The organism is Kitasatospora sp. NEAU-69 (assembly GCF_057158765.1).
Map to the genome: position 1 here is coordinate 1 of NZ_JBWXUE010000022.1, position 12,125 is coordinate 12,125.

The 12,125-nt window shown below is 70.5% G+C and carries 8 protein-coding genes and 1 tRNA gene; 6 read left to right on the plus strand and 3 right to left on the minus strand.

The genetic code is table 11. The annotated features are described in order from the left end of the window. The 3 genes from AC060L_RS24000 to AC060L_RS24010 form a co-directional block, all read left to right on the plus strand. Positions 1-1,509: acyl-CoA carboxylase subunit beta (locus tag AC060L_RS24000; protein ID WP_483800951.1), on the plus strand; the 1,509-nt coding region annotated here is incomplete at its 5' end. A gap of 31 nt (positions 1,510-1,540) precedes the next feature. Continuing rightward, entirely contained in the window at positions 1,541-1,774 is a 234-nt protein-coding gene (locus AC060L_RS24005; RefSeq protein WP_483800952.1) for an acyl-CoA carboxylase subunit epsilon, read from the plus strand. 355 nt (positions 1,775-2,129) lie between these two features. Beyond that, a complete protein-coding gene (locus AC060L_RS24010) occupies positions 2,130-3,002 on the plus strand; it encodes a response regulator transcription factor (protein ID WP_483800953.1) in 873 nt (290 codons plus the stop codon). A gap of 19 nt (positions 3,003-3,021) precedes the next feature. Here AC060L_RS24010 and AC060L_RS24015 read toward each other — a convergent pair whose 3' ends face one another. Next, on the minus strand, positions 3,022-3,465 hold the full coding sequence (locus tag AC060L_RS24015; protein WP_483800954.1) for a hypothetical protein: 444 nt from the start codon (positions 3,463-3,465) through the stop codon (positions 3,022-3,024). Between the two features lie 87 nt (positions 3,466-3,552). Continuing rightward, positions 3,553-3,759, minus strand: a complete 207-nt coding sequence (locus AC060L_RS24020; RefSeq protein ID WP_483800955.1) for a dTMP kinase — start codon at positions 3,757-3,759, stop codon at positions 3,553-3,555. Positions 3,760-3,954: 195 nt separating this feature from the next. On the opposite strand from AC060L_RS24020, the gene AC060L_RS24025 reads away from it, so the two are divergent. Then, entirely contained in the window at positions 3,955-8,298 is a 4,344-nt protein-coding gene (locus AC060L_RS24025) for a wHTH domain-containing protein (protein WP_483800956.1), read from the plus strand. 133 nt (positions 8,299-8,431) lie between these two features. On the opposite strand, the gene AC060L_RS24030 is transcribed toward AC060L_RS24025, so the two are convergent. Continuing rightward, a tRNA-Lys gene (locus tag AC060L_RS24030) sits at positions 8,432-8,505 on the minus strand. 166 nt (positions 8,506-8,671) lie between these two features. Here AC060L_RS24030 and AC060L_RS24035 point away from each other — a divergent pair. Together AC060L_RS24035 and pgi are read left to right on the plus strand one after the other, a co-directional pair. Then, the gene (locus AC060L_RS24035; protein WP_483800957.1) at positions 8,672-10,252 is read left to right on the plus strand and encodes a Na+/H+ antiporter; all 1,581 of its coding nucleotides are present in this window, start codon (positions 8,672-8,674) and stop codon (positions 10,250-10,252) included. Positions 10,253-10,403: 151 nt separating this feature from the next. Next, positions 10,404-12,065 (plus strand): glucose-6-phosphate isomerase, encoded by a 1,662-nt coding sequence (gene pgi / locus AC060L_RS24040; RefSeq protein WP_483800958.1) that lies wholly within the window; start codon positions 10,404-10,406, stop codon positions 12,063-12,065. Positions 12,066-12,125: the final 60 nt, after the last annotated feature.

Genomic DNA, 12,125 nt, shown 5'->3' on the forward strand with positions numbered 1-12,125 from the left:
GAGCAGGTTCGTCGTGGTCCGAGTGAGGCGGCCACCGAGGCGCAGCACGCGAAGGGCAAGTTGACGGCCCGTGAGCGGATCGATCTGCTGCTGGACGAGGGTTCGTTTCATGAGGTGGAGCCTCTGCGGCGGCATCGTGCGTCGGGTTTCGGCCTTGAGGGGAAGAAGCCGCATACCGATGGTGTGATCGTCGGGTGGGGCACGGTGCACGGGCGGACGGTGTTCACGTACGCGCATGATTTCCGGATCTTCGGGGGTGCGCTGGGTGAGGCGCATGCGCAGAAGATCCACAAGATCATGGATATGGCGATCGCGGCGGGTGCGCCGTTGGTGTCGTTGAACGATGGTGCGGGTGCGCGGATCCAGGAGGGTGTCACGGCGCTGGCCGGGTACGGCGGCATCTTCCAGCGCAACACGCGTGCGTCGGGGGTGATCCCGCAGATCTCGGTGATGCTGGGTCCGTGTGCCGGTGGCGCCGCCTACTCGCCGGCGTTGACGGATTTCGTGTTCATGGTGCGGGAGACCTCGCAGATGTTCATCACGGGTCCGGACGTGGTGCAGGCGGTGACGGGCGAGAAGATCTCGCAGAACGGTCTGGGTGGCGCGGACGTCCACTCCTCGGTCTCGGGTGTGTCGCACTTCGCGTATGACGACGAGCAGTCGTGCATCGAGGAGGTCCGCTTCCTGCTGTCGCTGCTGCCGCAGAACAACCGGGAGATGCCGCCGGCCACGCCGACCGAGGACCCGGTCACCCGTCGCTGCGACGCGCTGCTGGACTTGGTGCCGGCGGACGGCAACCGGCCGTACGACATGCGCAAGGTGATCGAGGAGGTCGTCGATCACGGCGAGTACCTGGAGATCCATGAGCGGTGGGCGACGAATGTGATCGTCGCGTTGGCGCGGATCGACGGGCACGTGGTGGGGATCATCGCGAACCAGCCGCAGTCGCTGGCGGGTGTGCTGGACATCAACGCCTCGGAGAAGGCGGCGCGGTTCGTGCAGATGTGCGACGCGTTCAACATTCCGCTGGTGACGTTGCTGGACGTGCCCGGGTTCCTGCCGGGTGTGGACCAGGAGCACGACGGGATCATCCGGCACGGCGCGAAGTTGCTGTACGCGTACTGCAACGCCACGGTGCCGCGGATCCAGCTGATCCTGCGCAAGGCGTACGGCGGGGCGTACATCGTGATGGACTCGCGCTCGATCGGCGCGGACCTGTCGTACGCGTGGCCGACGAACGAGATCGCGGTGATGGGCGCGGAGGGCGCGGCGAACGTGATCTTCCGGCGGGACATCAACGGGGCCCAGGACCCGGAGGCGATGCGCGCGCAGAAGATCAAGGAGTACAAGAGCGAGTTGATGCACCCGTACTACGCGGCCGAACGCGGTCTGGTGGACGACGTGATCGACCCGGCCGAGACCCGCGAGGTCCTCGCCGCCGCCCTGGCCATGCTCCGCACCAAGCACGCCGACCTGCCCAGCCGCAAGCACGGCAACCCGCCGATGTGAGCCGACTTCCTGCCTCCCGGGGGACACCCACATGACCAACTCCACTTCCATCGAACCTCTTTCCGCCGAACCCCTGCTGCGCGTCACCCGCGGCTCGCTCAGCGACGAGGAGCTCGCCGCGCTCACCGCCGTCCTGATGGCCCGCGTGGCCGTCGCCCAGCAGGAAGCGGCGGCCCTCGCCGCGATCGGGCCGATCGCCCGCTGGAGCCGCCTGGAGCGCCGCCGGGCCTACCACTCCCCGGTCAGCTGGCAGCAGGCCGCCTGACGATCCGCCGCCCGGTGCCCGTTCGGGACATGTCAGCTGCCCGAACGGGTCGCCGCGGCTGCCCGTGACGACGCGCATGCGGCCCTGTCCATCGGATGGACCGCCGACCAGACTCCTTCCCGAGGCAGCACCCCGCAGAGCCCCCAAAGCGGCGGGTGCGCACCTCCCGGCCCCCGCCGATCGCGCCCGAACCCGGCGGGGGCCACCCCTCTCTCCGCCCGGCCCGCGGGTCCGCCTGGTTCCCGTCCCGGTGCCCCTCGCAAGATCGCTCGATTCGCGTGCAACCCAACCGCCCCCCTGCCGCGTGTGCTGGGTACGGCCGGGCGCGGCCGCGTGGATCGAGGGAGGCAAACGGATGCGAGAGGCACTCGGGGAGCGGATGTGGCACGGGGAGCCACGATCGGCTGCGGTCGGCATGGCCCCACCCGGACCGGCGGGGCACCGCCTGCCGGCGCGGCCCGTCGCCGCAGTCGGAGCCGCGGTCGGAGCCGTGGTCGCCCCGGCACCAGTCACACCGAGGCGCCGCCTGCCACCACAGCGCACCGGCACCAGTACGAGCGCCGGTGCCACCGCCGTCGCCACCGCACCCGCTCCGGTCGGCAGCACTCAGCGCATCGCGGTCTGGATCCAGGCCGACGACCCGATCTCGCAGTCGGGGGTCGCAGCCCAGCTGCGCACCAGGCCCGAACTGCGCCTGCTGGACCAGTCCGACACCGCGCAGGCGGACGTCGTCCTGGTGGTCGCCGACAGCCTGGCCCCGCGGACCGTCACCCAGCTGCGCACGCTGCGCCACAACCTGTCCGCCCCGCTGGTGCTGGTCCTCTCCACGCTGGACGACGCCTCGGTGGCCACCGCCGTCGAGTGCGGCGTGGTCGGCCTGCTGCGCCGCCGCGAGGCGACGGCGGAGCAGCTGGTCCGCGCCCTCGCCGCGGCCGTCCGGGGCGAGGGCGCGATACCGCCCGACCTGCTCGGCCGGCTGCTCAAGCAGATGGGCCAGTTGCAGCGCCAGGTGCTCGACCCGCGCGGCCTCTCGATCGCCGGCCTGCACCAGCGCGAGATCGACGTGCTGCGGCTGGTCTCCGAGGGCTACGACACCCGCGAGATCGCCCAGACGCTCGCGTACTCGGAGCGCACCGTCAAGAACGTCCTGCACGACGTCACCAGCCGCCTGCAGCTGCGCAACCGCTCGCACGCGGTCGCCTACGCCATGCGGCAGGGTCTCATCTGAGGCCCGGCCGTCGTACCGGTCAGGCCGGCCGCTCGCACCCGGCCGGCCAGACCTCGTGCACCCAGAGGCCGGCCCGCCGGGTCAGCCCGGAGATCCGGGCCGGCTCGGTGCCGTCCTCGGTGCCGTCCCAGACCGCGATCAGCTCGTCGATCATCCCGACCATGGCCCGGCCGAGGTCGTCCCCGAGCCCGCCGGCCGCGACCGGCGCCAGCCGGTGCACGGCGGTCGCCTCCCGGGCGAGCTCCCCGCGCGGCGTCTCGCCGCCGGCCGGCACGACGAGCTCCACCTTGCCGCCGTGCTCCCGCACGGCCCGCGCGAACCAGGCCTCCGGCCCGGGCCGCAGCGCCGTCACACCCACCAGCTCGTACGGCCCGTACGTCGTCACCAGCCGCCACAGCTCGCCGCGCACCAGCATCTCGGTCAGGTCGGACAGCCCCTGGTATCCCGTGATTCCGACTCGCATCAGTTACCCGTGCCCTTCACTCAGGCCGCGCCGCGCCCAGGATAGCCACCGCCGCCGCAGCCGTCCGAGGCGCGGCTGGAACGCTGCTTAGCGTCGGCTGCCTGCCAGCGCCGCCCGGAGCCAGCCGGTCATCGCCTTCAGCAGCCGCTCGGCCCGCTCGACGCCACCGGGGAGAAAGGGAAGGACCAGGATCGCCGGGCTCGCCGCGAGCGTCACGACGAGAAGCGGTGCCAGTGCGAGCGCTACCAGAGCGACCCGCTGCCATCCGGCGAGCTGGTTGAGGAACGGGATCACGATGGTCTCTCCTTGCACAGTCGCTGCACAATCGCTGTCGAAGCACGAACGGGACCAGCCTTGACCGAGTCCATCGCGGTCAGTAGCGAACTCGGACTTCGGACTGTCCGAGACGGCTAAGCTCGGCGTCACGGCGGCAGTCCGAGGGTCCGAGTCCGAGGCGCCGCGCCAGCGGAGGGGCGGGCAACGAGCGGCATGGGCAGTGGCTGGTTCGAGGAACTGGGGGCGCTGGAGCAGCGGGCGAAGGCGGCGCGCAAGGCAGCCGGCGGCGACGGCACGCGCAGTGCGGCGCTGCGCAAGCTGGACCTCGCCAAGCAGACCGTCTCGAGCTGGCTCTCCAAGAGCGTGCCGCCGGATTTCGCGGAGATCTGGCCGCTGATCGAGCTCTATCTGAGCTGGGCGGGCGAGGACACCGGTCCGCAGGTCCGCCAGGACTGGCAGCGACGGCACGGCGAGGCCCGACGGCGTGGCCCCGCAACCGCCGGCGAAGCCTGGTCCGGCCTGGTCCGCGATCACCCGGTCTGGAGCCGGGTGCGTGACGCGGAGCCGCTGCGGAGCGTCGCCGCCGCATTCGCCGGCCGCCTTGCCGCGGTCTGCGCAGCCGCCGTGGCCGACGGCGATCCGGCGCGGGACGACCCGTGGCACGAACCCGCGCTGGCGCGTCGCTACCTCGACCGGGTGGAGACGGTGCTCAAGTGGACCGGCCTCACCGAAGTCGGCGCCGCCGAGGCGGTTCTGCTGAGCCTCGTCCCGCTGATCCACTGTGCCCACCAGCGCATCACCCTGACGTCCCTGGCGCCCGTCGTACGACCGCACGACCTCGGCAGCGGCCCTGCGGCCTCCGAGGAACGCCGCTCGTTCCAGAGCTACCTGCTCGGTCACCCGTGGCTCGTCCGCCGCGCGCAGCAGGGTGAGCTGCCGGGCCGCGAGTCCGCGCGCGACGAGATCGGCTGGTGGTTGTACCGGCGCTGGACGCTGGATCGGCGGATCGTCCAGGAGCCCGCGGTAGCGGTCCTGCTGAAGGAGGCGGGCCTCGACGGGACCGCCGGCTTGGCGGAGATCCTGCGTTCACAGCTGGTGGCCGACCTGCTCCGGGTGCTGCGCTTCGGACCGGCACGGCTGGCCGACGAGGACGCGCTGGGCCTGCTGCCCAAGCGCCATCTCGACCTGCCGGGGACACCGCACGAGGTGGTGGTGCGGCTGCGCCTGGTCGGGCTCGTGCTGGCCGCGGCGCGGCTGCTGGCGATGGAGACCGCCGACCTCTCGATGGTGCTGGTCGAACACCTCGGCGTTCCGAACGCCACCGAGCTGGACCAGGTGCGCCGACGGGTGGACGAGGCGACCTGGCAGCGCACCGGCGCGGGCGACCCGCCCGGCGACTGCGTCCTTGAGGCGAGCTGTGACGATCCGGCGACCCTGCTGGCACTTCGTGAGCACGTCGAGACGGTGGACGTGTTGCTGCGCTCGGTGCACAAGGCGGCCGCCCACCACCCGACCCTGGACCCGCTGAGGCTGCTGCCGACGCACGCTCTCGCGAGCGAGGTCGCGCCGGCGCGCGGTAGCGATCGCACCCCCACGTTCAGTGGCCGCACGGCCCGTTTCACCGTGGACGAACGCCAGTTGCGCGAGCTCCTGATGGGCAGCCAGCTCTATGGCAGTCCGACCCTCGCGATCCGTGAGCTCTTCCAGAACGCGCTCGACGCCTGCCGCTACCGCCGTGCCCGGGTCGAGTACCAGCTCAGATCGCAGGGGCTGGAGCCGCACCCGGACGCCTATCGGGGGGAGATCGTTTTCGTCCAGGACGTCGACGAGAACGGCCGCCCCTATCTGGAGTGCCGGGACAACGGCATCGGGATGGGGGAGGAGGAGCTGGCCGGGGTCTTCTCCCGAGCCGGGCTGAGCTTCACGGGCACCGAGGAGTTCGCCGAGGAGCAGGCGCAGTGGGAGCTCCAGGGCGTCGAGATGTTCCCCAACAGCCGGTTCGGAATCGGCGTGTTGAGCTATTTCATGCTCGCCGACGAGATTCGGGTCACCAGCTGCCGGCAGCGCCGCGGCGGCAGTACCGGTCCGGTACTGGAGGCGACGATCGCAGGCCCCGGCCATCTCTTCCGGATCGAGTACCCGGACGGGCACGCAGCCGTGCCGCACACGGAGGTCCGGCTGTACCTGCGCGAGGGCGAGAAGGCCGAGTCGTGTGTGGAGGTGCTGCGGCGTCTGGTCAAGGTCTCCGAGTTCGCCCTGACCGCCGAGGACCGCCGGCCGGGGCAGGAACGCCGGCACACGTGGCGCCCGTGGGTGCTGGCGCCCGAGGATCCGCATGGTCCCGACCCCTGGGACGAGAGCCCCCTCGGTACGGACCTGGTGCACGCTCGTCGGCGCCCGATGGGACAGGTGATCTGGACCGATGGAGACGGTGCGATTCTGGTCGACGGGGTAGTGGCCACGCCTGTAGTCAATAGTGGCGTGCTGTCGAGGAACGCACACGGTGCGGCCGCCGCGCTGCGGGCGGTCGTCAATCTCTGCGGGCCGCACCCTGTCGCTCTGTCGGTCGATCGGAAGACGATCGAGGAGGACGTTGCGGACCGGATCGGCGCGCTGCTCCGGGAGAGTGCCCCGGACCTGGTTGCCTCGGAGCTGTTCGGCTTCGACTGGCTGAGAACCGTCAGCCGCCAGGTCGGGACCATCGTGGCGCGTGAGGCGATCGCTCAAGGGCGGCTGTTGCGGGTGGGCGGCAGGGAGTTCGACCTTGCCGCGACCGGGGTCTTTCTGGCGGACCCGCAGGTGCTCCGTGGCGGCAATGCCGGCGGGGTCCGAATAGCGGCGGATGTTGCCGGAAACGCCCCGGACAGCGTTCTGCTCTGGCGGTTGATCGCGCACAACGCCGTGGAGGAGTGGCCGGAACTGGCAGAGCACATCCCGGATTGGTCCACACTCGCTCCGGTGGAGCCTGCGCTTCCTCTTGATCATGCCTTGCTGACGAGGTCCGATCGCTGGTGGTCCCCCGGGGGAGCGGGAGAACTCGGCCAGATGTTGAACGCCTCCGAGGCAACCGGTCTACCAGTGCACGAGATCGCTTCGAGAATGGAGCTGTTGGGCCTGCTCAGCGCGCCTGCGGAGCGTTTTGCCGGGATCGATCGCCCGGGGTCGATCGACCAGGCCCTTTTCAGTAGCAAGAGGTACGGGCGCGGCGATGGCAACGCGCAGACGCCGGTGGCCTTCCCGACCAGTGCAATCCTCGACATCCACACGGGGCAAGGCTTCGGTCTGACCGAGATCATGGACCGGCTGGGACGATTCGGCTGGACCAGCAGCATCACGGAGGTCACGCCCGGAATGCCGGCCGCCGGCGACCTCAACGTGCTGAGCGTGCAGCTGACAGGCGAGGAGCCCTGGCTGCCGAGCGGCCAACCGGTGGCGGTGGGCCATCTCCTCTGCGCAAGTCTGGACACGGGCCTGTCGCTGGAGGAGGTCGCGGCTCGGGTACAGCTCTACGGGTACACCACCGACCTCGGGGCAGTACCCGAGTACACGGTCGAGGCCGACCGCGTCATTCTGAGCTCCGATGCCGACGGAATGGCCCCGTGGCTCCCACGGAGCAGGCGGGTCTCCGGCACCCACGTGCTGATGGCTGCCGAAATGCTGGGCCTGCCGAGCACAGACGTCGTGGAGCGCCTGGTCGCCTACGGATTCGACGTTGCGACGGAGTCCCTTGCCCGGGTGGATCTGGCGGCCCTTGACTTCGATCTGCTGAGCGTCGACTTCGACCGGCACAGCCGCTGGCTCGAGCTCGAAGAGTCCGTCGAGCCCGCCACCCTGACGCTGATGGCGCTCGAGCTCGAGTGGCCGAGAGGGGAGGTGGCGTCCTGCCTGGCGGAGATGGGATTTCGACTGGATCCGCGCGGAGCCGATCTGGAGCTGACCGAACTTGACCGGGACATGCTTTTCCACCTCTTCCGGGACGAGGAGGAGGACGAGGACGACGTCGTCATGCTCTCGCAGGTGGTGATCGAGAAGGTGCTCGACGCCGCCCGTGCGGTGGCCCTGTCGCCGGGGCGCGTCGTCGAACGGCTGGCGGAACTGGGCATCACCGTCCTGCACGGCGCCGCGTTGCTGGACGGAGCTCCCGGGGACCTGAACCTGTTGAGCCGGGACTTCGACCAGACCTCACCGTGGCTGGAGCCCGGCGAGGAGGTGCCCTACCACCGCGTGGTCCGGGGCGCGATGCTGATGAACATCCCGGTCGACGAGGCCGCAGCACGGCTGAGGTCGTACGACGTCCGGGTCAGCGTGCCCGAGGGTGATCAGCCGAGCCGGGACGACCTGATCATGATGAGCGCCGACCGGAACGGCAAGGCGCCCTGGCTGGCCAGTGGGACCCGTGTCTCGCTTCACCACCTTGCGATCACCGCCCGCAGGCTCAGTCGCCCGTTGGGCGAGGTGGCCGACCGGCTGCGGCTGCTCGGCTACCAGGTGACCGACCCGACGGAGATGATCCGTGCAGCCCTGGAGAAGGTGCCCTGGTCGGAGAAGAAGGCATAGCTGTGGGGGCCGGGGTCGGCCCGGGCTCGGCCGGTCCGATCCCGGCCGGATCCCGTCGCCGGACCCCGGCCCGGCCTCCGGGCCGGGAACGCCGAAGGGCCCCTCGCTCTCGCGAGAGGCCCTTCCGCTGTTGTGCGCCGCCAGGGACTCGAACCCCGGACCCGCTGATTAAGAGTCAGCTGCTCTAACCAACTGAGCTAGCGGCGCTTGTTCAACGACGAGAACATTACCTGGTCAGGGCCCGAAACTCCGAATCGGCCCCCGGTGGGCCCGCTCCGGCGCGTCAGGGTGGGGCGGCGATTCGTCATATCTACAATCACTTCATCCGATTTGGATGCACTTCTCCGAAGGATCTCCCCGAAGGGCCTCCCCCGTGGGCCAGCTGTCCCTGCTCTTCCTGGTCCTGCTCGCCTCCGTCGTCACCATGCCGCTCGCCCGCCGGACGGGGGTTCCGCAGCCGGTGCTGATGACGCTGCTCGGGCTCGTCATGGCGGTGGTCCCGCAGATCCCGAACGTCGCCGTCGAGCCGGACCTGATCCTGCCGCTGGTGCTGCCGCCGCTGATCTTCGCGGTCGCCCGGCGGGCCTCGCTGCCCTACTTCCGCGCGAACGTCGTCTCGATCCTGCTGCTCGCCGTCGCGCTCGTGGTGGTCACCACCACGCTCACCGCTGTCGCGTTCCACTGGCTGGCGCCCGCGCTGCCGGTCGCGGCGGCGGTCGCGCTCGGGGCGCTGGTCTCGCCGCCGGACCCGGTGGCCGCGGTCGCGGTGGCGGGCAGCGTCGGCCTGCCGCGGCGGCTGGTCGCGATGCTGGAGAGCGAGGGGCTGTTCAACGACGTGACGGCGATCGTGATCTACTCGCTGGCCGTCGACGCGGTGGTCCACGGCGACTTCTCGGTTCCGCACGCGGTGCTGCGCTTCGTGCTCTCGGCCGTACTCGCGGTCGTGATCGGCGGCGCGCTCGGCTGGCTGGCCACGAAGCTCGCCGCGGTGCTGGACGACCCGACCCAGCAGGTGGCGCTGAACCTGCTGGTCCCGTTCGCCGCCTACACGCTCGCCGAGGAGACCGAGGGCTCGGGTGTGCTGGCCGTCGTGGTCTGCGGCCTCTACCTGGCCGACCGGGCGGCCGACGCGGACGACGTCGGCTACCGGCTGGTCGGCTCCGCGTTCTGGGACATCGTGGAGATCCTGATCACCGGCGTCGCGTTCGGCCTGATCGGCCTGGAGCTGGCCACCGTGCTGCACGACGCGGGGGCCGGCTGGTACACGATGCTCGGCGACGCGGCCGTGGTGATCGCCGTCGTGGTGCTGGTCCGGCTGGTCTGGCTGCTGCCGGCCGCCTGGCTCTCGAAACGGCTGAGCCGCGGCGAGGACGACATCCCGATCAGCTGGCGGGAGACCGTGGTGCTCTGGTGGTCCGGGATGCGCGGGGTGGCGACCGTCGCGCTCGCGCTGGCGATCCCGTTCACGGTGCACGGCGGCGCGGACTTCCCCGGGCGCGGGCGGATCGTCTTCTGCGCGTTCAGCGTGGTGCTCTTCACGCTGCTGGTGCAGGGTCTCACGCTGCCCTGGCTGGTCAAGGCGCTCGGCATCGATCCGCACCTGGACCTGCGCGAGCAGCAGCAGCGACAGCTCTGGTGGCGCGCGGCCAGGGCGGCGCTCGACCAGTTGGCCGAACTGGAGCAGGAGGACCGGCTGCCGGTCGAGATGGTCGAGAAGCTGCGGGTCCGTCAGCACGACCGGCTGGCCCGGCTCTGCCCCGAGCAGTACGAGGAGGACGAGGCCGCCGAGGCCCGCCAGCGGGTCCACCAGGTCCGCCAACTGCGTGAGGTCGAGCAGCAGTTGCTGGCCGCGTCGCGGCGCGAGATGGTCGCCGCGCGGACCGAGCCGGGAGCCGATCCGGAGCTGGTTGACCAGGTGTTGCGCGGCCTGGACCTGAGGTCCGACCGCAGGTGAGCCGGGCCGACAGCACAAATCTTCGCCCGGAGGGAAGCTCTCCGTAACGAACAGGACAGCACTGCGTCAGAAACGGTGGCGCCAGCGGCGCCGAACGTTCCGTAGGCTGCTCCTGAGTACCGCTTCCTAGACCGAATTCGAGGAGAATCCGATGCCGGAGAACCCCGCCAACGGCCGTACCCCCCTGGACCGCACCCCGCAGTGGGCCGCCCTCGGGAAGCACCGGGCGGAGCTCGGCGAGCTGCACCTGCGCGAGATGTTCGCCGAGGACCCGCAGCGCGGCAGCCGCTACAGCCTTCAGGTCGGCGACCTGTACGTGGACTACTCCAAGCACCTGGTGACCGACGAGACGCTGACGCTGCTGCGCGAGCTCGCCGAGGCGGTTGACGTGGCCGGCCTGCGGGACGCGATGTTCCGCGGCGAGAAGATCAACGTCACCGAGGACCGCGCCGTCCTGCACACCGCGCTGCGCGCCCCGCGCGGCACGGTGGTCGAGGTGGACGGCGTCGACGTCGTCGCCGAGGTGCACGCCGTGCTGGACAAGATGGCCGCCTTCTCGGACCGCGTGCGCAGCGGCGAGTGGCTCGGCCACACCGGCAAGCGGATCAAGAACATCGTCAACATCGGCATCGGCGGCTCGGACCTCGGCCCGGCGATGGCCTACGAAGCCCTGCGCTCGTACAGCCACCGTGACCTGACGCTGCACTTCGTCTCGAACGTGGACGGCGCCGACCTGCACGAGGCGGTCCGCGACCTGGACCCGGCCGAGACGCTCTTCATCGTCGCCTCGAAGACCTTCACCACGATCGAGACGATCACCAACGCCACCTCCGCCCGCGACTGGCTGCTCACCGGGCTGCGGGCCGGCCAGGAGGCCGTGGCCAAGCACTTCGTCGCGCTCTCCACGAACGCGCAGGGCGTCGCCGACTTCGGCATCGACGTCGAGAACATGTTCGAGTTCTGGGACTGGGTGGGCGGCCGCTACTCCTACGACTCGGCGATCGGCCTCTCGCTGATGATCGCGATCGGCCCGGAGCGCTTCCAGGAGATGCTGGAGGGCTTCCGCCTGGTGGACGACCACTTCCGCACCGCCCCGGCGGCCGAGAACGTCCCGCTGCTGCTCGGCCTGCTCGGCGTCTGGTACGGCCAGTTCTTCGACGCGCAGTCGCACGCGGTGCTGCCGTACTCGCACTACCTCTCCAAGTTCACCGCCTACCTCCAGCAGCTGGACATGGAGTCCAACGGCAAGTCGGTGCAGCGCGACGGCCAGCCGGTCGGCTGGACCACCGGCCCGGTGGTCTGGGGCACCCCCGGCACCAACGGCCAGCACGCGTACTACCAGCTGCTGCACCAGGGCACCAAGCTGATCCCGGCCGACCTGATCGGCTTCGCCAAGCCGGTCGACGACCTGCTGCCCGGCCTGGTCGCGCAGCACGACCTGCTGATGGCCAACTTCTTCGCGCAGGCCCAGGCCTTCGCATTCGGCAAGACCGCCGAGGAGTGCCGGGCCGAGGGCATCGCCGAGTTCCAGGTCCCGCACCGCACGTTCCGCGGCAACCACCCCACCACGGTGATGCTGGCCACCGAGCTCACCCCGTCGGTGCTCGGCCAGCTGATCGCGCTCTACGAGCACAAGGTCTTCGTGCAGGGCGCGATCTGGAACATCGACTCCTTCGACCAGTGGGGCGTGGAGCTCGGCAAGGTGCTCGCCAAGAAGATCGAGCCGGTGCTGCTGACCGGTGAGGGCGGCGACCACCTGGACAGCTCCAGCGCGACCCTGGTCGAGAAGTACCGCACGCTGCGCGGCCGCTGAGCATCACGGGTGTGACAGAGGTATGACGCAGGGCCCCGGAAGGCTTCCGGGGCCCTGCGT

Bases quoted from the DNA above. Each gene is read 5' to 3' on its own strand.
- AC060L_RS24005 (WP_483800952.1), top strand. From the start codon at position 1,541: ATGACCAACTCCACTTCCATCGAACCTCTTTCCGCCGAACCCCTGCTG.
- AC060L_RS24010 (WP_483800953.1), top strand. From the start codon at position 2,130: ATGCGAGAGGCACTCGGGGAGCGGATGTGGCACGGGGAGCCACGATCG.
- AC060L_RS24015 (WP_483800954.1), bottom strand. From the start codon at position 3,465: ATGCGAGTCGGAATCACGGGATACCAGGGGCTGTCCGACCTGACCGAG.
- AC060L_RS24025 (WP_483800956.1), top strand. From the start codon at position 3,955: ATGGGCAGTGGCTGGTTCGAGGAACTGGGGGCGCTGGAGCAGCGGGCG.
- pgi (WP_483800958.1), top strand. From the start codon at position 10,404: ATGCCGGAGAACCCCGCCAACGGCCGTACCCCCCTGGACCGCACCCCG.